This is a genomic window from Sulfurimonas sp. HSL3-1 (assembly GCF_039645995.1).
Lineage (GTDB): Bacteria > Campylobacterota > Campylobacteria > Campylobacterales > Sulfurimonadaceae > Thiomicrolovo > Thiomicrolovo diazotrophicus.
This window is the reverse complement of sequence record NZ_CP147920.1, coordinates 1,986,196-2,012,331: the sequence shown is the minus strand read 5'-3', so window position 1 is coordinate 2,012,331 and position 26,136 is coordinate 1,986,196. Positions and strand designations below refer to the sequence as shown.

22 protein-coding genes and 1 other RNA gene are annotated in these 26,136 nt (G+C 58.5%); 18 read left to right on the top strand and 5 right to left on the bottom strand.

The window, feature by feature from the left end; translation table 11 throughout:
- Positions 1-11 precede the first annotated feature (11 nt).
- Together uvrC and WCY31_RS10330 are read right to left on the bottom strand one after the other, a co-directional pair.
- On the bottom strand, positions 12-1,808 hold the full coding sequence (gene uvrC, locus WCY31_RS10335; protein ID WP_345972310.1) for an excinuclease ABC subunit UvrC: 1,797 nt from the start codon (positions 1,806-1,808) through the stop codon (positions 12-14).
- Complete coding sequence (locus tag WCY31_RS10330; RefSeq protein ID WP_345969741.1) at positions 1,780-2,244, bottom strand: hypothetical protein; 465 nt, start codon at positions 2,242-2,244, stop codon at positions 1,780-1,782. Before WCY31_RS10330 ends, uvrC begins: the two co-directional genes overlap by 29 nt.
- On the opposite strand from WCY31_RS10330, the gene lptM reads away from it, so the two are divergent.
- The 6 genes from lptM to ssrA all read left to right on the top strand — a co-directional run bounded on the left by lptM (position 2,227) and on the right by ssrA (position 8,724).
- A complete protein-coding gene (gene lptM, locus WCY31_RS12790; protein ID WP_416768554.1) occupies positions 2,227-2,334 on the top strand; it encodes an LPS translocon maturation chaperone LptM in 108 nt (35 codons plus the stop codon). The two genes, WCY31_RS10330 and lptM, sit on opposite strands and share 18 nt — an antisense overlap.
- A complete protein-coding gene (gene nadB, locus WCY31_RS10325; RefSeq protein ID WP_345969740.1) occupies positions 2,334-3,773 on the top strand; it encodes an L-aspartate oxidase in 1,440 nt (479 codons plus the stop codon). Before lptM ends, nadB begins: the two co-directional genes overlap by 1 nt.
- A gap of 49 nt (positions 3,774-3,822) precedes the next feature.
- Positions 3,823-5,130: a sodium:proton antiporter NhaD gene (gene nhaD / locus WCY31_RS10320; protein WP_345972309.1), complete on the top strand. Its 1,308-nt coding sequence runs from the start codon at positions 3,823-3,825 to the stop codon at positions 5,128-5,130.
- Positions 5,131-5,256: 126 nt separating this feature from the next.
- On the top strand, positions 5,257-6,807 hold the full coding sequence (gene guaA, locus WCY31_RS10315; protein ID WP_345969738.1) for a glutamine-hydrolyzing GMP synthase: 1,551 nt from the start codon (positions 5,257-5,259) through the stop codon (positions 6,805-6,807).
- A 194-nt stretch (positions 6,808-7,001) separates the two neighbouring features.
- On the top strand, positions 7,002-8,276 hold the full coding sequence (locus WCY31_RS10310; protein ID WP_345972308.1) for an OmpA family protein: 1,275 nt from the start codon (positions 7,002-7,004) through the stop codon (positions 8,274-8,276).
- A gap of 81 nt (positions 8,277-8,357) precedes the next feature.
- Positions 8,358-8,724: a transfer-messenger RNA gene (ssrA, locus tag WCY31_RS10305) on the top strand.
- Positions 8,725-8,735: 11 nt separating this feature from the next.
- Here the strand turns inward: ssrA and WCY31_RS10300 are convergent.
- Complete coding sequence (locus tag WCY31_RS10300; protein ID WP_345969736.1) at positions 8,736-9,353, bottom strand: HD-GYP domain-containing protein; 618 nt, start codon at positions 9,351-9,353, stop codon at positions 8,736-8,738.
- A 289-nt stretch (positions 9,354-9,642) separates the two neighbouring features.
- Between WCY31_RS10300 and gap the strand changes: the two genes are divergently transcribed.
- From gap to WCY31_RS10245, 11 genes are all read left to right on the top strand, one after another.
- Positions 9,643-10,638, top strand: coding sequence for a type I glyceraldehyde-3-phosphate dehydrogenase (gene gap / locus WCY31_RS10295; protein ID WP_345972307.1), 996 nt, complete (start codon positions 9,643-9,645; stop codon positions 10,636-10,638).
- A gap of 9 nt (positions 10,639-10,647) precedes the next feature.
- On the top strand, positions 10,648-11,367 hold the full coding sequence (locus WCY31_RS10290; RefSeq protein WP_345972306.1) for an ATP-binding protein: 720 nt from the start codon (positions 10,648-10,650) through the stop codon (positions 11,365-11,367).
- A 12-nt stretch (positions 11,368-11,379) separates the two neighbouring features.
- Entirely contained in the window at positions 11,380-12,339 is a 960-nt protein-coding gene (locus WCY31_RS10285; protein ID WP_345969733.1) for a 6-phosphofructokinase, read from the top strand.
- A gap of 138 nt (positions 12,340-12,477) precedes the next feature.
- The gene (gene nifJ, locus WCY31_RS10280) at positions 12,478-16,047 is read left to right on the top strand and encodes a pyruvate:ferredoxin (flavodoxin) oxidoreductase (RefSeq protein ID WP_345972305.1); all 3,570 of its coding nucleotides are present in this window, start codon (positions 12,478-12,480) and stop codon (positions 16,045-16,047) included.
- Positions 16,038-17,039: a dihydroorotate dehydrogenase-like protein gene (locus WCY31_RS10275; RefSeq protein ID WP_345972304.1), complete on the top strand. Its 1,002-nt coding sequence runs from the start codon at positions 16,038-16,040 to the stop codon at positions 17,037-17,039. The genes nifJ and WCY31_RS10275 overlap by 10 nt, the downstream gene beginning before the upstream one ends.
- 164 nt (positions 17,040-17,203) lie before the next feature.
- Complete coding sequence (gene pyrH, locus WCY31_RS10270) at positions 17,204-17,917, top strand: UMP kinase (protein WP_345969730.1); 714 nt, start codon at positions 17,204-17,206, stop codon at positions 17,915-17,917.
- A 23-nt stretch (positions 17,918-17,940) separates the two neighbouring features.
- Positions 17,941-18,165 carry a DNA-directed RNA polymerase subunit omega gene (locus tag WCY31_RS10265; protein WP_428837490.1) on the top strand — a complete coding sequence of 75 codons (225 nt, stop codon included), beginning with the start codon at positions 17,941-17,943 and terminating at the stop codon, positions 18,163-18,165.
- A gap of 53 nt (positions 18,166-18,218) precedes the next feature.
- The gene (locus tag WCY31_RS10260; protein ID WP_345969729.1) at positions 18,219-20,375 is read left to right on the top strand and encodes a RelA/SpoT family protein; all 2,157 of its coding nucleotides are present in this window, start codon (positions 18,219-18,221) and stop codon (positions 20,373-20,375) included.
- A 16-nt stretch (positions 20,376-20,391) separates the two neighbouring features.
- A complete protein-coding gene (tyrS, locus tag WCY31_RS10255) occupies positions 20,392-21,594 on the top strand; it encodes a tyrosine--tRNA ligase (RefSeq protein WP_345972303.1) in 1,203 nt (400 codons plus the stop codon).
- Positions 21,595-22,686: a nitronate monooxygenase gene (locus WCY31_RS10250; protein ID WP_345972302.1), complete on the top strand. Its 1,092-nt coding sequence runs from the start codon at positions 21,595-21,597 to the stop codon at positions 22,684-22,686.
- A 6-nt stretch (positions 22,687-22,692) separates the two neighbouring features.
- On the top strand, positions 22,693-24,114 hold the full coding sequence (locus tag WCY31_RS10245) for an N-acetylmuramoyl-L-alanine amidase (protein ID WP_345972301.1): 1,422 nt from the start codon (positions 22,693-22,695) through the stop codon (positions 24,112-24,114).
- A 4-nt stretch (positions 24,115-24,118) separates the two neighbouring features.
- On the opposite strand, the gene WCY31_RS10240 is transcribed toward WCY31_RS10245, so the two are convergent.
- Both WCY31_RS10240 and WCY31_RS10235 read right to left on the bottom strand, forming a co-directional pair.
- Entirely contained in the window at positions 24,119-25,186 is a 1,068-nt protein-coding gene (locus WCY31_RS10240) for a phosphoesterase (RefSeq protein ID WP_345969725.1), read from the bottom strand.
- A 16-nt stretch (positions 25,187-25,202) separates the two neighbouring features.
- Entirely contained in the window at positions 25,203-25,607 is a 405-nt protein-coding gene (locus WCY31_RS10235; protein WP_231021237.1) for an RrF2 family transcriptional regulator, read from the bottom strand.
- 224 nt (positions 25,608-25,831) lie between these two features.
- On the opposite strand from WCY31_RS10235, the gene rpsO reads away from it, so the two are divergent.
- Entirely contained in the window at positions 25,832-26,107 is a 276-nt protein-coding gene (gene rpsO, locus WCY31_RS10230) for a 30S ribosomal protein S15 (protein ID WP_231018996.1), read from the top strand.
- Positions 26,108-26,136: the final 29 nt, after the last annotated feature.

The window sequence follows — 26,136 nt, the reverse complement described above, 5'->3', positions numbered from 1 at the left end:
CAAAATGCAACTTATCGATAACTGTTTTTGATCTTTTTTGCATCAGCAATGTTGAGGAGGGCGGCGAGTTCCTCCTCGGGGGCTGCATAAACGGCTTCAAAGGTGCCGAAATGGTTGAGAAGTTTTTTGACCTTGGCCTCAGAAATGCCCTTCAGTTGCAGGAGATTTGAGCTTTTTGCCTCCTTTTCTCGTTGCTTTTTGTGAAAGGTGATAGCAAAGCGGTGGGCTTCATCCCGCAGCCGCTGCACCCAGTGCAGACGGGGGTCGGTCGTCGGGAGTCTGAGGGTCTCCTCGAACGTATGGATCAGGTCGGCGGCTTTGCCTTTCGCACGGTGTGCCTTGGCATCGATTTTTTCCTTGCTGACGGCGATGACGTCGAGGTTGACCCCGGCGGAGGCGAGAAGGTCCGTTGCCAGCAGCAGCAGGGTGCGCCCCCCGTCGATGATCCAGAGGTCCGGCGGCGGGTTGGTGCCGAAACCCTCGATCCGGCGGGTCAGCATTTCACGCATCTGGGCGTACTCATCCCGCGATTCGAGGTGGTAGTGGCGGTAGGCTTTTTTCAGGAACGTCCCTTTTTCGGCCACGATCATGGCCCCGACGGGAGCGACCCCGGCGAGGTGGGAGTTGTCGAAGACCTCGACGCGTTCGGGGAAGGCGGAGAGTCCGCAGAGCTCCTGCAGGGCTTCCGCGGTCCGTTCGGCCCCCGTATGCCGCTGTTTCTGGAGCAGCTCCTCGGCATTGAGGCGCGCGGTATCGATCACTTTGCGTTTTTCGCCGCGCTGGGGGACGTGAATCTGTACTTTGCGCCCCAGATGTTTTGAGAGTGCCGATGCGACCCAATCGCGGGTCTCGAAATCGTCCGCGACGAGGATGGGGGCGAGGATGGGGGGCTGGTCATGGACGTAGAACTCCAGCAGGGTGCGTTCGTAGAGTTCGCCGGGGTCGAAGAGTGCACCCGCGCGGATCGTGTCGAACGCGGAGGAGACGATCTTACCCCGTCGCATGAAGAGGCGGACGATGGCGGCATACTTATCGTTGTGGGCGACGGCAAAGATATCATAGTCTGCGGCGTTGGCCAGGTCGATCTTGGAGAGCTGTTCGCTGCGCTCGATGCGCTCGATCCGGTCTCGCAGTTTCGCCGCCTCTTCGAAGCGCAGCGATTCGGCGTAAAAAGCCATCCGTGCTTCGAGGCGGGAGAGCAGCTTCCGTTTGGAATCGATGAGGCTTTTGGCCTCGTCAATAAGGTCGGCGTAGGCCTCCGGCGTCACCAGCCCCTCGCAGGGACCGAGGCACTGTTTCATCTGATAGAAAAGGCAGGTCTTCCCCCCGGCCAGGCAGCTCTGCTTCTGCACGAGCGGTACGAGGTCGTAGAGAGAGTCGAGGATGTCCCGCGCCCCGACGGAATAGGGGCCGAAATATTCGATACTGCTGCCGGTAATGACTTTGCGCGTGATCTCGAAACGGGGGAAGGGGAGCGCGCGGTCGATATAGATATAGGGATAGGTCTTGTCGTCGCGCAGCAGGATGTTGTATTTGGGCTTGAGCTGCTTGATCAGGGAGTTTTCCAGGATCAGGGCGTCGTGTTCGCTTTCGACGACGATATAGTTCAGCGAGACCGTTTCGCCGAGCATCTTGCGGATGCGGGGGGAAAGGGTCGGGTTGGGGGCGAGCACGGGGGTAAAGCGGAAATAGCTCTTCACCCTTTTCTTCAGGCTCTTGGCCTTGCCGACATAGAGCAGGTGGCCGCCGGCGTCGTAGTAGTGGTAGACGCCGGGACGGTCAGGCAGGTTCTGAATCTGTTCGAGCATGGATGTGTTCTCTGATCCGTTCGATGAGCCGGTGCAGTTCGGGATGGTGGGCCTCGTTGCCGAAGGCGCCTTCCGAGCGTTCGGTGTAGAGGGCTTCGGTGTCGCGTATCATCCCCGTGTCTTCGCTTTTTGCCGCTTCGATGCGGTGGGTGACGAAGGCGCGGATGTCCTCGGGCAGGTGCTCCCGGCACTCCGGCGGCGTATAGAGTTTTAAAGGGGCTTTAATCGAGGCAATGATATTATCGAACTCCTGTTTGGCGCCCGGATGGCTAAGAACAAAATAGAGTATTTTGTTGTGAAAATAGCCGTACCGCACGAGCCGCTGCAGGTGCGGGGGGAAAAGCCCCTGGATGCGGCGGATGCACTCGAAGTGCGCCAATTTTGAAAACGACGGCTTTTGCCGCAGCGAAGCGAGAATATGCGAAGCATTTTTCATATGATGATTATAGCGGTTTGCCTGTTAAGCCTTTCTGGATGCGGCTACAAGGGCAACCCCTACTACGAAGCCCCGCAAAAGGTGCGCTGATGCAGTATGACGTCCTCATCATCGGTGCCGGGGTCGCCGGACTCTACGCCGCGCTGAACATTCCTACCGATAAAAAAGTCCTCCTCATCAACAAGACCCGCCCCTGGGAGTGCAACACCTATTACGCCCAGGGCGGCGTGACGACCGCGCGCAACGACGCCGATATCCCCATTCACATCAAAGACACCCTTGACGCGGGTGCGGGCATGTGCAACGAAGAGGCGGTCCGGGTGCTGAGCGAAACCTCGCAGAGCGTGGTTCGTGACCTGATGGCACGCGGTTTCAAGTTCGATACGGGGGAGAACGGTCGTCTGCTCTATACCAAAGAGGCGGCGCACTCCGCCGACCGTATCCTGCATGCGGGCGGCGATGCGACGGGTCGGCATCTCCACCACTTTCTGCTGCTGAATAATCCCCACCCCATGCTGGCCAACGCCACCGTCATCGATTTCCTGATCGAAGCGGGGCAGATCTGCGGGGTCGAGGTCGTTTACAAGGGCGAGCGCAAAGTGATCCTCGCACACCAGGTGATCCTCGCCAGCGGCGGGGTGGGCTCGCTGTACCGCTTCCACACGAACGCCTACAGCATTAGCGGGGATATCCAGGGCATCTGTGTCGAAAAAGGGATCGCCCTGGACAATATGGAGATGATGCAGTTCCACCCGACGGTTTACCTCGGTAACCAGTCCGTGCAGAAGCAGCTGCTTAGCGAAGCGCTGCGGGGCGAGGGGGCGCAGGTCGAGGATGAAGACGGCTACCGTTTCCTCTTCGATTACGACCCCCGGGGCGAACTTGCCCCCCGCGACATCGTCAGCCGGGCGCTTTTCGACTACCGCCGCAAGACGAAAAAGCAGATTTACCTCTCCTTCCGGGAGTTTGATCCGGCCTATTTCCATAAACGCTTCCCCAATATCAGCGCCAACCTGCGGGATATGGGTTTTGACGTTCCCAAAGACCGCGTGCCGGTCTCCCCGGCGTTTCACTACGCCATCGGCGGGATCAAGACGGACCTGGAGGGGCACGTTGCCGGTGTCAAGGGGCTTTATGCCATCGGCGAAGCGGCGTCGACGGGGGTCCACGGCGCCAACCGTCTGGCCAGCAACTCGCTGCTGGAGGGGCTGGTCTTCGCCAAACGCGCGACCGCGGCGCTTCTGAGCGAACCGGGGAGCAACTGCTCCACCCCTTTCGCCCCGGGAGATGAGCCCCTGTTTGTCGAGGGAGACAAAGAGAAAAAGGAGCAGCTGCGCCGTATAATGTGGAAATTCGTTTCCATTGTCCGGACGACAGAAGGGCTCCAGGAAGCACTGGCCACGCTCGACGCCATGCTCGCTTCCCCGATCGGCCGGATGCTGAGATTGCGCTTGTTGACGGCGCACGAGATCGTCCGCGCCGCCCTGGCCAGGGAAGAGTCGGTCGGGGTCCATTACCGCGAAAACTGAGTCATAACACCGTCGGAGGTGTAAAATATATTTCAATTGGGAGTTTTATATGCATGACACCATGCTTGACCTGACCTCGACGTGGGTCGGGATCGCCGTTCTGGCCGTCTTTGTCATCGGCTATTATTTTATTGCAACGGAAGAAAAATATGAGTTGAACAAGGCCAAGCCGGCCCTGTTCATCGGAACGTTCTCGTTTATGCTGATCGGGATCTATTATGCGCTCAACGGGCTCTCTCCGGACCCGCTTCATGAGGAGATGCGCACGCTGATCGAGGAGATCGCGGAGATCTTCTTCTTCCTGTTCGTGGCGATGACTTTCATCGAGACCCTGATTGAACGGGGCGTTTTTGACGTCTTGAAATACAAGCTCGTCTCCAAGGGATACAGCTACAAGAAACTTTTCTGGCTGACGGGGCTGCTGGCGTTCTTCATCTCGCCGGTAGCCGACAACCTGACAACGGCACTGATCCTTTCGACGGTACTCTTCACGATCGACCGTGACAATCACAAGTTCCTCGTACCGGGGGCGATCAATATCGTTGTGGCGGCCAATGCGGGCGGTGCCTGGAGTCCCTTTGGAGATATTACGACCCTGATGGCGTGGACGGCGCAGAAGGGCGAATTTATCGACTTCCTTTTCCTCTTTGTCCCCTCCATCGGCGGCTGGGTCCTGACGGCATGGCTGCTGGCCCGTTTCGTTCCGGCAGGAGCGCCGGCGTTTGACGCGAGCAGCGAAGCGGCACCGCAGATGCGCGACGGCGGAATGACGGTTGTCTACCTGGGGGCTGCAACGATCGTTATTGCGGTCCTGGGACACCAGTTCTTCCACTTCCCGGCGATGTGGGGCATGGTCTTCGGTCTGGCGCTGCTCAAGCTCTACTCTTTCCGTCTGACGAAGCAGAAGCGCGATTCGTTCGATATCTTCGTCAACATGCAGAAGATCGAGAACGATACGCTGCTCTTCTTCTTCGGGATCCTCTCCGCCGTCGGTGCGCTGCACTATGTCGGTTTCCTCAACTACATCCACGATCTCTACGGGGTGATCGGTGCGACGGCGTCGAACATCGGCGTCGGCTTCCTCTCGGCGATCGTCGACAACGTCCCGGTGATGAGCGCGATCCTCAAAGCGAGCCCGGAGATGGGGCTGGATCAGTGGATGCTCGTCACGATGACGGCGGGAATCGGCGGGAGCCTGATCAGTTTCGGTTCCGCCGCCGGCGTCGGCGTTATGGGGCGTCTGCGCGGAATCTACACCTTCGGTGCGCATATGAAATACGCCTGGACGATCCTGGCGGGCTATCTCCTCTCGTTGGCCCTCTGGTACATCCAGTTCGAGATTCTCGGGCTCTACTAGGCCCGTCTTCCGGCGTTGCCTGCCGGGGCGGAACACCCCTCCGGCGCACCGCCCGACACTAACCCAAATCTAACCCCTTTTAAGCTATCCTTTCATTATCAATCAACCATTCATAAAGGTCTTACCGTGAAAGACGTCAGCATTATCGTACTGGATTTCGGATCGCAGTATACGCAGCTTATTGCACGCCGCCTGCGCGAGGAACGTATCTACTGTGAAATCGTTCCCTACTTCACCAAAGTCGAAGAGATCACCGCGAAAAACCCCAAAGGGATCATCCTCAGCGGCGGCCCGGCTTCGGTGTACGACGAAGATGCCTATGAAGTGGACAAGGCGATCTACGACCTCGGCCTCCCCGTGATGGGGATCTGTTACGGGATGCAGCGGATTGCCGTCGATTTCGGCGGTTCGGTCATCCGCTCCGATCACCACGAATACGGCAAGGCGGAGCTCTATATCAATGAGGAACACGGCAACGTCTCCCCGCTGTTCGAATCATGCGAGAACGGCCGCATCGTCTGGATGAGCCATAGCGACCGCGTTGACGTGCTCCCGGAGGGCTTCGCGCCGATCGCGTACTCCGACAACTCCCCCTTCGCGGCGATCGCAAATGAGGAGAAGCGCGTCTACGCCATGCAGTACCACCCGGAAGTCCAGCACAGCGAAGAGGGGTACCTCATGCTGCGCAACTTTGCCCGCAAGATCTGCGGCGTGACCGAGAAGTGGGATATGGGTCACTTCCTCAAAGAACAGATCGCGAAGATCAAAGAGCAGGTCGGCGAGGGCAAGGTGCTCTGCGGGCTCTCCGGCGGGGTCGACTCCTCTGTCGTCGCGGCGCTGCTGTACGAAGCGATCGGTGACCAGCTGATCCCGGTCTTCGTTGACAACGGGCTGCTGCGCAAGGGCGAGCGCGAACAGGTCGAGGAGGTCTTCAAGGTCAACCTGAAAGTGCCCCTCGTCGTGGCGGACGCTTCCGAGCTCTTCCTGGAGCGCCTGGCTGGCGTGACCGATCCGGAGACGAAGCGCAAGACGATCGGACACACCTTCATCGAGGTTTTCGAAGCCGAAGCGAAAAAGCACTCCGGTATCAAGTTCCTGGCACAGGGAACCCTTTACCCGGACGTCATCGAGTCCGTCTCCGTCAAAGGGCCTTCCGAGACGATCAAGTCACACCACAACGTCGGCGGCCTGCCGGACTGGATGGACTTCGAGCTGATCGAGCCCCTGCGCGAACTCTTCAAAGACGAGGTCCGCAAACTGGGGCGCGAACTGGGACTCCCCGAGTCGATGATCAACCGCCACCCCTTCCCGGGGCCTGGCCTGGCGATCCGTATCATGGGCGACGTCAACAAACCGGATCTCAACCTGCTGCGCGAAGCGGACGTCATTCTGCTCGACGAGCTCAAGGCGAGCGGTTACTATACCCGCACATGGCAGGCGTTTGCCGTGCTGCTCAACGTCAAGAGCGTCGGGGTCATGGGGGATAACCGTACTTACGACAACACGGTCTGCGTCCGCGTCGTCGAAGCGGTCGACGGTATGACGGCGACCTTCGCGCATCTGCCGCACGATCTGCTCGAGCGCATCAGCCGCCGCATTATCAATGAAGTCGACGGGATCAACCGCGTCGTCTACGATATCAGCTCCAAGCCGCCCGCAACGATCGAGTGGGAGTAAGCATCGGCCCTTCGGCCGGTCTCCCGTATCAATAATCCTTATCTCTCCTCCTTTTGTATCCTCTCTGTATCAAAATGCTATCAATTTTTTTGTTTTTGTCATTAAATATGAGAATTTGACGTGCTATAATGCAGCAAAATGACGAACTTCCCATGAAGTGAGGGGAAATTTCGTTATAAATTAAAGGAGAAACAATGCGCAAATTAGGGTTTTTCATGTCTACGGTTACCGCTGCAGTCCTTGCATCGACTGCCACAGCCGGAGATTATGAAGTGACTGCGATTGTCGGAGGGGTGATCCCGGAGGGCAATCTGGAGATGAACAAGCAGGGGACGATCGGTGCAGCGGTCCAGTTCAATGCGATCTTTGAGAGTATCAAGCCCGAGCTTGAGCTGCTCTATTCGCCGGATGTCGTCTACAAAAAAGCAGGGGGCGAGACGACGATTACCCGTGTCATGCTCAACGGTGTCCATGAATACGGCCCGCTCGGAACGGCGATCCCCTATATGAAAGCCGGTCTGGGGTATGAAAATATGACCAAGCTGAAGTATGACAATGAAGACAGCGTGATGGCCGACGCCGGCCTCGGATTCAAGTTCCCGATCGCCGAAGAGGTTGCATTGAAACTCGAAGCACTCTATATGCTGAAATACAATGACGACCGCTGGGATAACAATCTGGCCGTTCTTGCCGGTGTGAATGTTGCTTTCGGCGCTTCCGAACCGGCGGCGGAACCTGCACCGGAGCCGGCACCTGCTGTTGCCGATGCACCGGCGGACAGCGACAACGACGGGGTTGCAGATGACGCGGACAAATGTCCCGGCACGGCAGCCGGCGTGAGCGTTGATGCGAACGGATGCGCACTCGACAGTGACAGCGACGGCGTGGTCGACGGGACGGACAAGTGCCCGGATACCCCTGCAGGCGCGACAGTCGATGCTATGGGATGCCAGCTTGACGGCGACCATGACGGTGTGGTCGATGCTTCCGATAAATGCCCCGACACCCCGAAAGGCGCCAGCGTGGATGAGCTTGGATGTGCGGTAGACAGCGACGGCGACGGTGTCAGCGACCTGAAAGACAACTGTCCGAACACGCCGGAAGGCTTCAAGGTTGATATGGTCGGCTGCCCTGTTGTCAAGACGCTGAAGATCCGCTACGAGACAGCTTCTGCCGTCATCGCAAAAGAGTCCGAAGGCAAAGTCGTTGAATTCGCAGAGTTCCTCAAAGAGAGCCCTGCATACAACGTGAAGATTCTCGGCCACACGGACAGCCGCGGCAGCGACAAGTACAACCAGGGACTTTCCGAAGCACGTGCGAACAGCGTCAGAACACTCCTGATTGCCAACGGCATCTCCGAAGATCGTATCATCGCCGAAGGCAAGGGCGAGTCCCAGCCGATCGCCGACAATGGTACCAAAGAGGGCCGCGCGGCGAACCGCCGCATCGAAGTCTGGCTGCTGAAATAAGGAGCCGCTTCACACCTGCCGGTGCGCCGTTTTCTCCGGCGTCTCCGGAATTATGGTATAATTGAATGTTTACTTAAACACGGGGCTGACCTGGTTTCGACGGGAGCAGGTCGCCTACGGTTGCATGCCGGGCTGAGCATCCCGATATACGGCTCAGATTGCATAACTGCAAACAACACAAATTATCGTCCTGCTTACGCTGTAGCGTAAGTTTTAACTTAATTTAGGACTGCTTCGCCTTCCGACTCTGGATAGGAAGGACTTTGAAGTATCACCCTTCTCCAGATATATCTGTAGATTGTCTCATCTGCAGAAGAACTTCGAGACTCGCCCGGTCTAGCTTTGCAGGTTGTGTGAAGCCCGGTTAAACCAAACAACCTCTCTAAGCATGTAGACGCCGCAGGTAGCTTGTTTTCGGACTGGAGTTCGATTCTCCACAGCTCCACCAATCTTTCTCAACTACTTTTCATTTGCACCATACTGTTTTTCAATCATATCCATCACTTCCAGCTGCAAAAAAATTGTCAGCAGTTCCGGGTCGTGCTTGGTACCGCTTTCGTTTTGCATAATCTCAATGGCATCGTGGTGCGGCATGGCCGCGCGGTAGGGGCGCGTTTCGCGCAGGGCGTCGTAGCTGTCGAGGATGGAGAGCATCCGGGCGATGCGGGGGATCGCCTCGCCCTCTAGCCTGTCGGGGTAGCCGCTGCCGTCAAAGTGTTCGTGGTGATGCCGTACATGGTCGGCGATCCTGTCGCCCTGAGGGAGCTGCAGCAGGCGGACGATCGCTTCGCCCATGGTGGAGTGCAACTGCATTGTTTCGCGCTGTTCGGGCGCAAGGGCATCCGGGTGCAAGAGGATGCTGTCGGGAATGCCGATTTTGCCGATATCATGGAACATCGCACTGTAGAGCAGCTGAACCTGCTCGTCGGGAGAGAGGGAACAGGCGCGGCCGAAGGCGTCGGCAAGCAGGACGACCCGCTCGCAATGCTCATGGGTCTGGCTATGGCGCTGCCGAAGACTTTCGCGCAGCCCCTCGATGCTGCACGGCTGGGCGTGGAGGGATTCGAAAAGGTTCATGGCTCCCCTTTGCATACGCAGGTGGGTTCCTGCGGGCAAGCAATCGTTTCGGAACTATTGTAGCAGAAGATCGGTATTGGTGATGGACACCCGGAGATGGATCTTTCGTCGCGTCACATGGCAGCACCGGCAAAGATAGACCAAGGCGAACCACGATACCACGACAACGAAGGGCCTCTTCAGCCCCGGGGACGACGGAGTATGGGCACTATTTATGCAAGGGTGTAACCTAATCTATACACCATTTCTACTATAATGGCGGCATAAATTATCCTACGAGGAAATCATTATGGCAATCAAAGTAGCGGTAAACGGAACGGGACGGATCGGCCTGATCGCGATCAAGATCGCGGCGCAGCGCGACGATATGGAACTGGTGGCGATCAATACGACCGCCAAACCGGATATGCTGGAGTACCTGCTGAAATACGACTCCGTTCACACGGGGATCGATACGAAAGTGATCGATGAGCATACCATCGAGGTCGGCGGCAAACCGGTCATGATGTTCAGCGAACGCGACCCCGAGTCCCTGGACTTCAGCAAAGCGGGCGCGGAAGTCGTCGTCGAGTGTACCGGCGTTTTCCTGACAACGGAAACGGCCTCAAAACACCTCAAGGGCAGCGTGAAAAAGGTCGTCATGTCCGCACCGGCGAAGGACGATACCCCGACATACGTCATCGGGATCAATACCGACAGTTACCAGGGCGAAGCCGTCATCTCCAACGCCAGCTGTACGACCAACGCCCTGGCGCCGGTGACGAAGATCCTCGATGACACGTTCGGGATTGAGAACGGTCTGATGACGACGATCCACTCCTATACGAACGACCAGAACCTGCTCGACGTTAAACATAAAAAAGATATGCGCCGTGCCCGTGCGGCGGCGGTCAATATGATCCCGACGACAACCGGTGCCGCCAAGGCGATCGGCCTGGTCATGCCGCACCTTCAGGGCAAGCTCAACGGGTACGCCATGCGTGTCCCGACGACGGATGTCTCCGTCGTCGACCTGACGGTCAACCTGAAAAAAACGACAACCAAAGAGGAGGTCATTGCCGCCTTCGAAGCCGCCGCGGCGGGCGAATATGCGGGCCGTGTCGAGGTCGACCACGACAAGCGCGTCTCCAGCGACTTCGTCGGTTCCTCCTACAGCTGTACCTTCGTCCCGGATATGCTCAGCGTCATCGACGGTACCGTCGTCAAGGTGCTGGCCTGGTACGACAACGAGTGGGGTTACACCGAGCGTCTGATGGACATGGCCAAGTTCGTCGGTGAACACTAAGGAGCGCGGATGAAAAGCATTATCGGTCACTGCAACAGCAGCATTGCGTCACTGAAACTCTCCGAAGACCTTCTTGACAAGAATACGCTCATCCTCGGCGAAGAGGGTGCGGGTAAAACGAATCTCGCCTCGAAGATCCGCGAGTTCGTTATCGCCAGCGGCATCCCGACGCTCTACATGGACTTTTCGGACCCCGCCATCGACGAGGTTGAAGCGCGCTACAAAGACGAGCACTTCTTCTACATGCAGTTTGAAGAGAGCGATGCCTTTGACGCGGCCTTCGACGAGGCAGTCGAGGCGCGCAAGCACATCTACCTCGCGGTCAACCCGAGCCACTTCTCCAACAAGCGTGATGTGAAAAGCCGGCTCTCACAGACGATCTCCAAGCAGGAGCTGCTGGACAACTATTACTACTTTTTCCATGAGATCGCACAGCTCGGCGGCTTTTACACGAAGTTCGAAGACTTCCTCATGTATATCTTTAGCATGATCAATATGAAAAAATTCGGGCTCACGTTCCTGTCGCAGCCCCACGAGATCTTCGAGAATGCCCAGCTCAAACTGCTGTTTACCTTCCTTTTCCTCGGACGCTGTTCCAATGCGAACTACTATAACACCTCCGAGCTCAAAAACATGAAGCGCAACCAGTTCTTCTATCAGCGTCGTATGAACCACAAGACCCTGCTGTTCAACGATATCCGGAGCGACGTCGTCACCGTCGACGAATAAAAAGGAGCGCGCATGGCACTGGCCATCATGTGTTCGGGCGGCGATGCGCCCGGAATGAACCCCGCGATCAAGAAGTTTGTCGATTACGCCTTCAAGCGCGGGCAGAAGCACTACTTCATTCACCACGGCCTCGAGGGGATGATCGACGGCGAGATCACCGAAGCCTCCCACAGTGACGTTGCCGGGATCCTGCACCGCGGCGGTGCCATTATCCGCTCCTCCCGTTCCAAACGCTTTTTCGAATACGAATACCGCAAACAGGCCTTTGAGAATCTCAAGAAGTATGACATTACGGGGCTCGTCGTGCTGGGAGGGGACGGCTCTTTCCGTGCGATGCAGCGTTTCAGCGAGGAGTTCCCGCTCAATTTCGTCGGCATTCCGACGACGATCGACAACGATATCTACGGCACGGACTACTGCCTCGGCGTCGATACGGCGCTCAACGTCATCCGCGACGCCCTGGACAAGATCCGCGATACCGCGTCGACCTTTGACCGGGCTTTCGTCGTCGAAGTGATGGGCCGGGAGTGCGGCTATCTTGCCGTTGTTTCCGCCCTGGCCAGCGGGGCGGAGATCTGCATTATCCCCGAAGCCGATTTCAATATCAAAGTCGCAGAGAAGCAGCTGCTCGAAGAGGTGGCCGGCGGGCGCGGCTACATTCTGGCGGTGGTCGCCGAGGGAACCGGCAAGACCGCCGAGATCGCCGAGTGGCTGGAGTCGACCATCGGTCTGGAGACCAGGGTGAGTATTCTGGGGCATATCCAGCGCGGGGGGAATCCGACGGTGACGGACAGGCTGATGGCCTTTGAGTTCGTCATCCACGCCATCGACCACCTCCTGCACTCCCGCGACGCCAACAAGGTCGTCTACTACCGCGACGGGGCCTACGGCCTCATGGAGATCGATGACGTCGTTTCCCACACCTACACGATCGACAGCGAACTGCTCTCCGCCATCAACCTGATCGACTGAGCGCCGCTGCGCATTTTCACGGGGTTCGGCACCCCGAAAATCTCCTTACGGTTGCAAACCGTTTTTTTTAATCGTTGTCTATAGTGCGTCGGAGTACAATGGGTCCAAACGTCAACGCATTACGATAAGGAGCCCGGTATGTCACGCATCGTTATGGACGCCAACGAAGCGGTTGCGCGCGTCGCATTCAAAACCAACGAGGTGATCGCGATCTATCCCATCACCCCCTCATCCCCCATGGGGGAACACTCCGACGAATATGCCGAGAATGGGGAGAAAAACATCTTCGGCACCGTGCCGGACGTAATGGAGATGCAGAGCGAGGGGGGTGCGAGCGGCGCGGTCCACGGTGCGCTGCAGGCCGGGGCGCTGACGACGACCTTTACGGCGTCGCAGGGGCTGCTGCTGATGATCCCGAACATGCATAAAATCGCCGGGGAGCTCACCCCGACCGTTTTCCACGTCGCGGCGCGTTCGCTGGCGGCGCAGGCGCTCTCGATCTTCGGGGACCACACCGATGTCATGCAGTGCCGGCCGACGGGGTTCGCGATGCTTGCCTCCTGCGATGCCCAGGAGGCACAGGATTTCGCCCTGATCGCCCAGGCGGCGGCGCTGGAGGGGCGGCTGCCCGTGCTGCACTTTTTCGACGGCTTTAGAACGTCGCATGAGCTGATGAACGTCGAGACGCTCGACGATGCGGTGCTTAAAGCGATGATTTCGACCGAACTGGTCAACGCCCACAAGGCGCGCGCCCTCGACCCCGAAGCTCCCGTCCTTCGGGGAACGAGCCAGAACCCCGACGTCTACTTCCAGGGGCGCGAGAGCGTCAACTGCTACTATGACGCCTTCCCCGGCATCGTCCAGAAGCAGATGGACCGTTTCGCGGCTTTGACGGGCAGGCAGTACCGTCTGTACGAATACTACGGCTGTCCCAACCCGAAAAAGCTGATTGTGCTGATGACCTCCGGCGCGAAGACGGCGCGCGAAACGGTGGATGCGCTCAATACGCTCGGATACGAAACGGGCGTCCTGACCGTCCGCCTCTTCCGTCCTTTCGATGCCGAGCGCCTGCTCGAAGCGATCCCCAAAAGCGTCGAGGCGATCGCGGTCCTTGACCGTACAAAGGAGCCGGGGGCGTATGCGGAACCGCTCTTCTCGGACGTGATGCACGCCTACGCGGAAGCCTTCGCAAGGGGACGCTGCAAATCGATGCCCCGTATCATCGGGGGACGCTACGGACTCTCCTCCAAGGAGTTTACGCCGGCCATGGTCAAAGCGGTCTTCGACGAATTGAAAAAAGCGGAGTCGAAACCGCGCTTTACCGTCGGCATCACCGACGACGTGACACACCTCTCCCTCGAGGCCGCTCCCTTCGAGACGCCGTCAGAGGGGGTAACGCAGGCGCTTTTCTACGGCCTGGGCAGCGACGGGACCGTCGGGGCGAACAAGAACTCCATCAAGATCATCGGGGAGACGGGAGAACATGTGCAGGGGTACTTCGTCTATGATTCGAAGAAATCCGGCTCCATGACGATCTCGCACCTGCGCTTCTCCCCGGAACCGATCCGTTCGACCTACCTTATCGACACGGCGGATTTCGTCGGGGTGCACCAGTTCGTCTTCATTCTCAAATACGATATTCTCAAGCAGGCGAAGCCGGGGGCGAAAGTGCTCATCAACGCCCCTTACGACGCCGACGAGGTGTGGATGCGCCTGCCGCGGATCGCCCAGGAGCGGATCATCGAAAAGGGGCTGAAACTCTACACCATCAATGCCTATGATGTGGCCAAAGAGTGCGGACTGGGGCGGCGGATCAACACGATCATGCAGACCTGCTTCTTCCATATCGCCGAAGTGATCCCTCTGGAGCAGGCGGTCGCGAAGATCAAGGAGAGTATCGAGAAGACCTACGGCAAAAAAGGCGAGATGATTGTACGGATGAACTTCTGCGGGGTCGACAAGGCGATCGAGAACCTGCACGAGATCAGCGTGCCGGACGCCGTCGGCTCCGGGGCGGACCTGCTGCCGGTTTATAAGCTCGACGTCGCCGATCCGTTCTTGGAAAATGTCACGGCGAAGCTTGAAGCGTTTGAAGGCGACAGCGTTCCCGTCAGCGCCATCCCCGCAGACGGCACCTGGCCGCTGGGAACGACCAGGTACGAGAAGCGGGAGATCGCCCTGGATGCCCCGGTCTGGGACCCGGACGTCTGTATCCAGTGCGGCAAATGCATGGAGGTCTGCCCGCACGCCGTTATCCGGGCAAAGGTGTTTGACGATACGCTGCTGGAGGCGGCGCCGGAAGGCTTCAGCGCCGTCACGACGAAATCGAAAACCTTTGGGGAGCACGAGCTCTTTACGATCAAAGTCTCCGTTGAGGATTGTACGGGGTGTTCGCTCTGCGTGGAGATGTGCCCGGCGAAGAACAAGTCCGATCTCTCCAAAAAAGCGATCAACATGGCGTCGATCGAACCGATCCACGACGCGGCGGTGGCGGAGTGGGACTATTTCCTCTCCCTGCCCGAGGTCGACCGCAGCCGGCTTGACCGTACCAAGGTGAAAGAGGCGCAGCTGCTGCAGCCGCTCTTCGAGTTTTCGGGTGCCTGCCCGGGCTGCGGGGAGACCCCCTACGTCAAACTCGCTTCCCAGCTCTTCGGCGACCGGATGATCGTCGCCAACGCGACAGGCTGCTCCTCCATCTACGGCGGCAACCTTCCGACGACCCCTTGGGCGAAAAACGCGCAGGGGCAGGGGACGGCCTGGTCCAACTCCCTCTTCGAGGACAACGCGGAGTTCGGTTTGGGGATGCGCGCGAGCATCGACAGGCAGTCGCACTTCGCCCGGGAGCTCCTCGAAACCCTGCGCGATGAGGTCGGGTCCGAACTTGCCGATGCGTTGGCGGGCAATGCGCAGATAACGGAAGCGGAGATCGCCCGCCAGCGTGCGGACGTGAAAAGCCTCGAAGCGAAACTCGCCGGCATCGACCGGGAGGAGGCGCGGCTTCTGGAAGGGGTGAGCTCCTACCTGATCCGCAAATCCGTCTGGGCGATGGGGGGCGACGGCTGGGCCTACGACATCGGCTACGGCGGTCTGGACCACGTGCTCGCCTCGGGGCGCAACATCAACATCCTCGTCATGGATACCCAGGTCTACTCCAACACGGGCGGACAGACCTCCAAGGCAACGCCGATAGGCGCGGTGGCGAAGTTCTCCGCCGGGGGGAAACCCGCCGACGCGAAGGACCTGGCCCTGCATGCGCTCAGCTACGGCAACGTCTACGTTGCCCGGGTGGCGATGGGTGCCAACGACGCGCAGACACTCAAGGCCTTCGTGGAGGCTGAAGCCTACGAGGGGGTCTCCATCATCATCGCCTACAGTCACTGCATCGCCCACGGGTATGATCTGCGCTACGGTATGCAGCAGCAGAAGCTGGCGGTGGAGAGCGGGCTGTGGCCGCTGATGCGCTACAACCCCGGAAAGATCGGCAGTGACGAGAACCCCTTCTCCCTCGATTACAAAGAGCCCAAAACGCCGGTCAAGAGCTACATGTACAACGAGGCCCGCTTCAAGATGGTGCTGAAGATGAATGCCGAACGGGCAGGTGCTTTCCTGGAGGCGGCAACGGACAAGGCGCAGCGGGACTGGATACGCTACCGCGACCTCGCCGACAGTGGGAACCTGACCTTTAGCAAGGAGAACGTATGCAAATGAGTATCGAATACCTCGGACTGACCCTCAAAAGCCCCTTGATCGTTTCGGCGTCGCCGATGAGCCAGCATACCGACCGCTGCCGCGCTCTGGAAGACCACGGCGCGGCGGCGATCGTGATGCATTCGCTTTTCGAAGAGCAGATCAACGCGGAGCTGCACGAGGTCGACCATATGCTCTTTCACGGCAGGGATGCCTTCTCCGAAGCGCTGAGTTTCTTCCCGGAGGGGGCGTTCGAGAATTACGAGATGGAAAACTACCTGGGGCGGCTCCGCGCCCTGAAAACGGCCCTGGATATCCCCGTGATCGCGAGCCTCAACGGGGTCAGTACCGGCGGATGGACGACCTACGCCAAGATGCTCGAAGACGCCGGCGCGGATGCGCTGGAGTTGAACCTCTACTACCCGGCGAACAGGGCATGGACCTCCGCGGAACAGATCGAGGCGCACTACCTTGAGGCGATCGCCTCCGTCCGGCGGGAGACGACCCTGCCGTTCGCTGTCAAGCTGGCCCCTGCGTTTACCGCGCTGCCCCATTTCCTTAAGGCGGCGGAGGAGGCGGGGGCGACGGCCGCCGTGCTCTTCAACCGCTTCTACCAGAGCGATATCGACCTGGAGGCGCTGGAGTGGACGCGCACACTCTCCAAAAGCTCCCCGGCCGATTTCGCCGCGGCCCTGCGCGCCGTCGCCGTCTGTTACGGCCAGAGCGCCTTGCAGTTTTGCGCCGGGGGCGGGGTGACCGAAGGGAACGATATCGTCAAGGCCGTCATGGCCGGAGCGAATACGGTGGCGGCCGCGACGGTCTTCCATGAACGGGGGGAGGCCCACGCCGCCGTGATGCTGGCGGCCGCGGAACGCTGGATGACGGAGCATGAGTACGAATCGTTCGACCAGATGCGCGGCGCCATCAGCTACGCCAAGGCTCCCAATCCTTCGGCCCTGGAGCGGGCCAATTACGTCGATCTGCTGCGCCACGGCGACGAATTGTGGTTTTAACGGCGGATACGCTGCTTCCTAACGAAACTTTTATCCCCCCGTGCGGCGGGGGTTTGCTTTTCTTAAAGCTCCTTTAAAGCGACTGTAAAATATAATTGCGGGATTTTATAAAGACACTTTTTGTGCGGAACAGGCGCCGCCGGTGTGAGAGAGGAGCGTGTTTGATGGGTCAAAAACGGGTGTTGGTTAAGTTTTCAGGTGAAGCACTGGCCGGTGAAGCCGGTCACGGGATCGACACCCAGATCCTCAACTACATCTCCCAGGAGATCAAGAGCCTCGTCGACGCGGGTATCCAGGTCGGTCTCGTTATCGGCGGCGGCAATATCATCCGCGGTGTGACGGCGGCCAAGGACGGGATCATCCGCCGTACTGCCGGGGACTATATGGGCATGCTTGCGACGGTGATCAATGCCGTGGCGATGCAGGAGGCGTGCGAACACGCCGGACTGAAAGTGCGGGTGCAGACGGCGATCAAAATGGAACAGATCGCCGAGCCCTACATCCAGCGCCGCGCCGTCCGTCATCTGGAAAAGGGACGCGTCGTCATCTTCGCGGCGGGCACGGGGAACCCGTTCTTTACGACCGATACCGCCGCAACGCTGCGGGCGGTTGAAATCGGAGCGGACGTCATCATCAAGGCGACGAAGGTCGACGGCGTTTACGACCGCGACCCGAACAAATTCGCCGACGCCGTTAAACTGGATGTCCTTTCGTACGACCAGGCGCTGCACGACCACATCAAGGTCATGGACGATACGTCCATCGCGCTGGCCAAGGACAACAAACTGCCGATTATCGTCTGCGACATGTTCAAGTCGGGGAACCTGCTTGAGATTATCGGCGGCGATTACACCAACTGCTCCATCGTACAGCAGTAAGAAAATTACCAAAGGAAAACACCATGACAACTATGCGTCTTGAAGAGATCACTGCCAAAGCCCTCAACACTGCCGGCATCGACCGCTATCAGCTCGCGATTGCCGTTGCACAGCGTGCGAAAGAGCTCGAGAACGGTGCCCAGAGCAAGCTCAACCTTGACCTGAAGACGACCAAGTCGACAGACCTCGCACTGATGGAAATCGCGGAAGGCCTCGTGCTCATCAAGGGCTTCAAGCAGAAAGCCTAACTTTCCTCCCTGCGTCCGTCGGGCGCTCCCACATCTGACCGCAAAGAGCAGCCATGGCAAACAATTTTGATATCAACCAGATCCGCGCCATCCGGGATATTGAAAGTGCGACAGCCCTGCTGCACGAAAATATCCCCTTCGATGAACAGATCGAGGATGCACTGCTCTTCTCCAAAGATGCCCATGCGCACCAGACGCGCAAAAGCGGCGAACCCTACGTTGTCCACCCGATCCTCGTTGCCGCGCTGGTGGCCTCCATTACCGGCGACCGGGCCATGGTCATCGCCGCGCTGCTGCATGACGTCGTCGAGGATACGCCCAACACCATCGAAGCGGTGGAACTGCGCTACGGTTCCGACGTTGCCCACCTGGTGCACGGCCTGACCAAGATCGACCTGATCCGTGACAAGGAGCTCATTCCCTCCCACTCGGACGAGAAGCTTGTCGTTTCGGCGCTGACGTTTAGAAAGATGCTGCTCGCTTCCATCAAGGATATCCGTGTCCTGGTCGTCAAGCTTTGTGACCGGCTGCACAACATGCTGACCCTCGACTCGCTGCCGCCGGCCAAACAGCGCCGCATCGCCGAGGAGACGCTCGTCGTCTACGCCCCTATTGCCCACCGCCTCGGTATCTCCTATATCAAGAACTTCCTCGAAGACCTGAGCTTTTCCTACGTGTTCGCGGAGGAGAAGAAGCGCATCGACGATTATCTGAAGGTGAACTACCACGACATCGAGCTGCGCCTCAACGGTTTCCGACAGAAGATCGCGAAGCTGATGGAGCGTCAGGGGATTATTCCGGGCAGTTACGAGATCCTCAGCCGGATCAAACACGACTACTCCATCTACCTCAAGATGCAGCGCAAGGGGATCAGCATCGACGAGGTGCTGGACCTGCTGGCGATCAGGGTGCTCGTCAACGACCCGACACAGTGCTACAGCGTCCTCGGGCTCGTGCATCTGCATTTCCAGCCGCTCACGTCGCGCTTCAAAGACTACATCGCGATCCCGAAAGAGAACGGCTACCAGACCCTGCATACGACGGTCTTCGACGACACCTCCATCATCGAGGTGCAGATCCGTACCTTCGAGATGCATAAAACGGCGGAGCTGGGGGTCGCGGCGCATTGGAAGTACAAGAGCGGCGGCAACAATATCAACCTCGACTGGCTGCAGAACCTGCAGTACCAGGAGGAGTCGATCGAGGACTTCTACGAACTGGCCAAGACCGATCTTTACAGCGAAGATATCAGCGTCTTCTCTCCCAAAGGCAAACCCTATACTCTCCCGCGCGGGGCAACGGCGCTGGATTTCGCCTACGCCGTCCATACGGAAATAGGCGATCGGGCGGAGTCGTGCCTGGTAAACAAGGAGAGCAAGAGCCTGCTGGCCGAGCTGCATAACGGCGATATCGTCCGGATCATGACCGCAGAGGAGAAGCTGCTGCGCTGCAGCTGGATGGATGCCGTCAAGACCTCCCGGGCGAAACAGCATATCCGCATCAACTGCCGCCACCGCATCCGCGACATCGACAGCCGGAGCGGTCTGCTGATCATGCGCGGCGTCATGCAGCTCAACGTGACCCGCATCCGGGAGTGGATGCGCGAACACAACCGTCTGCAGAATGCCTGGATGATCGCCCGGGACGTGGACTACCTCAGAGAGGTGCTGCACCACTACCTCAAAGATCTGCGCTCGCACAAGAAGTTCGGCGCCTTCCTGGCGTCGCACCGCTTCAAGCTCAAACTCTACCGTTTCGGCTCGATCGAGCTCTTCTCGAACCACACGATCTCGGACGTCGTTTTCGATTTCTGCTGCCACCCCAAAGCCGGGGACGAGATCGTCGGTTTCGTCAGCAACGGCAAGGCGCATATCCACCACAAGATGTGCCAGCATGCCGCGACGCTGATCGAGGATGAGGAGCCGATGCTCTTTGTGCGCTGGAAGCAGGAGAGTATCTTCCATTACCACATGATCGTCAGCATGCACAACGCCAAGGGAGCCCTGGCGGATTTCCTCACGTTCCTGGCAAAGCTGGGGGCGGAAATCGTCAGCATCGAACTGGGCAAGGAACGCCAGGAACACCAGCAGCTGTGCGAGCTGGAGTTCCAGAGTTCGGAAGCGGATATTAACCGCCTCCGCGCTAAAATTGAACAAAAAATTCATATCATACAGTTTATTCGAACGGACGACGCGTATCGCTCCGTGTGAGAGGTGAAGGGAAAGAATGACAGTAACAGAAGCATTGGCTGAGATCCGCCGCGGAACGGCGGAGATTATCGACGAGGAGCGTATCGAGACGCTGGTAAAAGCGGCCCTGGACGAGGGAAAAACCTTCAGCGTCAAGGCGGGTTTCGACCCGACGGCGCCGGACCTGCACCTGGGGCATACGGTGCTGCTCAACAAGCTGGCCGCTTTCCAGCGCATCGGCGGACGCGTCCAGTTCATCATCGGCGACTTTACGGCGCAGATCGGGGACCCGACGGGCAAGAGCGAGACACGCAAAAAACTGCTCCCGGAGCAGATCGCCGAAAATGCCAAGAGCTACAAGGAGCAGGTCTTCAAGATCCTTGACCCTGAAAAGACGGAGGTCCTTTTCAACGCCGACTGGATCAACCCCATCGGCGCGGCGGGGATGCTGGAACTCACCACCCTGATGAACGTCGCGCGGATGCTTGAGCGCGACGATTTCGAAAAGCGCTACAAGAGCGGTACGCCCATCTCCATCAGCGAGTTCATCTACCCGCTGCTTCAGGGCTTCGACAGCGTCCACCTCGACAGCGATATCGAGATCGGGGGGACGGACCAGAAGTTCAACCTCCTGATGGGGCGCCACCTGCAGCGAGCCTACGAGAAGGGCAAAGAGCAGGCGGTGCTGATGATGCCGATCCTCGAAGGCCTCGACGGCGTTCAGAAGATGAGCAAGAGCCTTAACAACTATATCGGCGTCGCCGAAGCCCCGGGGGAGATGTTCGGCAAGATGCTGAGCATCTCGGACGACCTGATGTGGCGCTACTACGAACTGCTCAGCCACAAGAGCCTTGCCGAGATCGCGCAGCTCAAGGCTGACGTCGCAGAGGGCAAAGCCCACCCGAAAAAGGTCAAAGAAGCACTGGCGATGGAAATCGTCGAACGCTTTCACAGCGCAACGGATGCCGAGGCGGCGAAGGCGGAGTTCGACCGGGTCCACGCCAAGAGCGAACTCCCCAGCGATATGCCCGAATTTACGCTTGACGGACCGGTCTGGATCGCCAAAGCCTTACAGGATTGCGGGCTTGAACCCTCAACATCGCAGGCCCGGCGCGACCTTAAGCAAGGAGCCGTTAAAATGGACCAGCAAAAAGTGGATGACGAACAGCTTCAGCTCGAAGCCGGGGAGTACATCCTGCAGGTGGGCAAGCGCAAGTTTGCACGCGTAAAGGTGAAATAGATGAGTTTCGAACCGCTGAAAATCGGCAAATACACCATTGATAAACCGATCGTTCAGGGCGGTATGGGCGTCGGCATCAGCTGGGACCGTCTGGCCGGCACCGTCTCCAAAGAGGGCGGCCTCGGCGTTATCAGCGCCGTCGGGACCGGGTATTACGAGCAGAAAGAGCATGCGCACAAACTCGTCTCCGGACGCCCGCTGGATGTGGAGAACTTCTACTCCAAAGAGGGACTCACGGCTATCATCAACAATGCACGCAAGATCTGCGGCGATGCCCCCCTGGCTGCCAATATCCTCTACGCCATCAACGACTACGGCCGTGTCGTACGGGACGCCTGCGAAGCGGGAATCGACATCATCATCACGGGAGCGGGGCTGCCGACGAATATGCCCGAGTTCACCGAAGGGTACCCCGATGTCGCCCTCGTGCCGATCGTCTCCTCGCCGAAGGCGCTCAAGATCATCTGTAAGCGCTGGGAGAAGCGTTACAACCGCCTCCCCGACGCCGTGATCCTGGAAGGACCCAAGAGCGGCGGCCACCAGGGCTTTACCTATGAACAGTGTTCCATGGAGGAGCACCAGCTCGAGAATCTGGTCGCTCCGGTCGTCGAAGAGGCGGCCAGCTGGGGCGATATCCCCGTCATTGCCGCCGGCGGTATCTGGGACAAAAAGGACATCGAGGAGATGATGGCGCTCGGTGCCAAAGGAGTACAGATGGGAACCCGGTTTATCGGGACCTACGAGTGCGACGCCCACCCGAACTTCAAGAAGGTCCTGCTCGAAGCAAAAGAGGAGGATATTCACCTCATGAAGTCCCCGGTCGGCTACCCGGCCAGAGGCGTGCGCACGAACCTGAGCAGCCTGGTCGAAACCCGCACGGGGCCTGCGATCAAGTGTATCTCTAACTGTGTCGCCCCCTGCGAGCGCGGGGTCGAGGCGAAAGCGGTCGGTTTCTGCATCGCCGACCGCCTCAGCGACGCGTATGAGGGGAACACGGAGCTGGGCCTCTTCTTCTCCGGTACAAACGGCTACCGGATCACCGAACTCATCAGTGTCGCCGACCTGATGAAAAAGCTTACCGAAGGCGAATAGGTCGTAATGACGTTGAAGCGGCTCCGCGCAATCGTCACGGCTCTTACGCTGACCGCGTCTACCCTCAGTGGGATGAACCTCTCCCAGGCGGAGACGGCGCTTCAATCCAATAAACAATCCGAAATTTTCCAGGCATACGATACGTTCAAGTCCGCCTATATGGACGCAACGGTCGAAGGGGACGCCGCCAAGAAACGGCGTGCGCTGGAGGGGATTGTTGCCAGCGGAAACAAACTGCATATCGACGTCAGCGACTACCGCAACAAGCTCAAAACACTGCCGGCGCCGACAACGGACGTCAAACCGGCCCCGGCCACGGAGCCGGAACCGGTCGCAAAGCCGGAACCGGCTTCGAAAAGCAGAGTGAAAGCACCGAGTATAAAGGGGCAGAACCGCCTTGACGAGGTCGAATGGGACAGCGGCAATCTCGTGTTCCATTTTGAGAAACCGCTCTCGAACAGGGATGTCAACTTCTTCAAACTGAAAAAAAGCGGCAAGCACGGCTACCGATACGTTCTCGACATTCACGCGGTACTGGACAGGTCCCACACGCTGACCCACCGCGATCTCAAGCGCATCAGCCTCACCCAGTACAAACCGCACACGATCCGTCTGGTCCTTGAAAGTTCCCAGGCGCTGCCGGTACGCTTTGCCAAGCATGAGAAGACATTGACCGTACGCGCCGGGCTCTCCGGGGTGACCTCGCCGAAGCGCGTGCCGGCGCTGAGCCCGGTCCAGGCTCGCAACAAGGAGCGGGTGATCGTGATCGACCCGGGGCACGGGGGCAAAGACGGCGGGGCCGTCGGACACAACCGATACAAGGAAAAAGAGATCGTCCTCTCCCTGGCGGTGAAGACGGCCTCACGCTTGCGCGAACGCGGGTATACGGTCTACATGACCCGCAGCAAGGACAAGTTCATCAAACTGCGCAACCGCACGGGCTACGCCAACAAGAAGCGGGCGGACCTCTTCATCTCCCTGCACGCCAACGCAGTACCCAAAAGCAAGGCGCGAAAAGCGTACGGCATCGAGACCTACTTTCTCTCCCCGTCGCGTTCAAAGCGGGCGACGAACGCCGCGGCCCTGGAGAACAAGGCGGAAGTAGAGGATATGGATTTCTACGGGAAGAGCACTTTCCTGAACGTCCTCAATTCCGAGAAGATCGTTGCGTCGCACAAATTGGCCATAGACCTGCAGTCGAGTGTGCTCTCTTCGCTGCGGGCTCGCTACAAAGAGGTGAAGGATGCCGGCGTGAGAGAGGGGCCTTTCTGGGTCCTGGTCGGTGCGCAGATGCCGGCGGTCCTCGTCGAAATAGGCTTTATCACCCACCCCAAAGAGGCGGTGCGGATTCACAGCAATACGTATCAGGATTATTTTGCCAGGGGCCTGGCGGAGGGTGTGGAGCGCTATTTCGCGAAGAACCGCTAGGGGCCTATTCGCTTTTTTGCGGCAGTTTCCCGGAGACGGATTCGCGCTTGGCGATCAGCGACTCGATCTGCGCTTTGACCTTGTCGTAGCGGAACTGCTCTTTGAAGCCCTGGATACGGCCCCCGGAGGCGTTGGGGTGTCCGCCGCCGCCCGCCCACTCTTTGGCGATGAGGGAGACGTCGACCTGGTTGTTGGCGCGCAGGCTCATCGTCCCGCGGGGGCTGATGTCGACGATGAAGTCATACTCGGGGTAGGTGACGAGGAAGCCGTTGCCGATGATGGAGGTGTTGCCGACGGCATAGCTTAAAAAGCCGCGGTACCCTTTGTAGTAGATCGTCATCTCTTTGCGCTTCGCCCCCATCAGGGAGACGATGTACTTCGTCACCAGGTTGTCGAGGGTGTTGTTCTCCTCTTCGCGGAAAAACCCCTTTTTCATCAGATGGATCTTTTCGTCCAGTACGATCGGGGCGTCGGGCAAAGCGATCATCGCCGCGGCTTCGGTCAGCAGGCTCAGCTTGTAGGCGCGGTCCTGCTCGGCAAAGAGGGTGCGCCCCAGCTCGCGCGTCTCGCTGACGAGGCGCATGAGCACTTTGCCGTATTCGAAATTCTCCCTTTCATCCTGCAGCCAGAGGTCGACGGCGTTGACGACGGCGACATAGGCCTCCATCCACGCAGGTTCTTCCTGCAGCCAGCCGTGCTCTTTGGCAAATTCGTAGGTGATCTTCGTGGCGCTGCGGTCCGTGTCGAGCGTATACCATGCATAGCGGGCCGCACTCTCTTTGCCGCTGCCGTGGTGATCGAGCAGCTGCAGGGTGACGTTTTTGCCCGATTCGTTGAAGCGCTTGACCTCGGCGTCGAGCCAGCGGGATTCGTCGGGGGTCAGGTTCAGGTCCGTCACAAGGATCATCGCCTCGGATTCGTGCGCGATCGCCTCGACGATCTGGCGCAGGCGCTCGGGGACCTCCTCGCCGTAGTTGGCATTGTAAAAATGCATGGTGTGGGGAGTGTGCTGCATGACGAGCTGGCAGCTGTAGCCGTCGAGGTCGATATGGGAAAGATGGTAAATGGTCACAATGGCCTTTCTTGGGTTACTGTTCGATCAGGTCGGCGAGGGTGAGTTTCTCGAGGAAAGTGTCGATCTTGTCCTGGAGCCGGTTGACGACGGGCCAGATCTGGCAGGTAGTCGCCTTGTCGGAGGGGCAGTCTTTTTGGGATTTGGAGCAGTCGAAAACGGAGGGGTTTTTCCCCTCGGCGGCGCAGGTAATGTCCCTGACGGTGATGTCGTGCATATCCTTGGCCAGGGCGAATCCGCCGTTGGCGCCCTTGAAGGAGTTGAGAATACCGTTGCGTGCCATCGACTGGAGGATCTTCGCGAGAAAGCTTTTGGAGATGTCGAGTTCCTTCGAGAGGGTATCGGCATCGAGGGGCTTCTCGGCCTTGGCCAGGACGATGAGCGAGAGCAGGGCGTATTCGCTGGCACGGGTGATGAGCATGGCGTCACTTTCCGATCCCATGGTGCAGGAGATCTGGTTTAATTAAGAGAAATTATATCCGATTACCCTAAAGCGTAGCTCAAAAAAAACGACTATAGAGGAGAAGTTTAGTAAAAAGCGCCTGCGAGCCGTCCGGGAAGATTGCCAAAACAGAAAACATTCGCTATAATTTCGCCCTTGTTCGATTGTGAACGAAAATTTTATTATACCCTCAGGAGGCTATTATGGCTTTGGATGCGGCGAAAAAACAAGAGATTGTTAAAAAATTCGGACGTAACGAAAACGACACCGGTTCTTCAGAAGTGCAGATCGCACTGCTCAGCACACGTATCGCTGAACTGACTGAACACCTCAAAACTTTCAAGAAAGACCACGCGTCACGCCTCGGTCTGCTCAAGCTCGTCGGTCAGCGCCGCCGTCTGATGCGTTACTTCAAACGCACAAACCGCGTAGCATACGACAAACTCGTCGCCGATCTCGGTATCCGCGACAACATCTAACGAGCTTCTACTTTTCCGGCTTCGGCCGG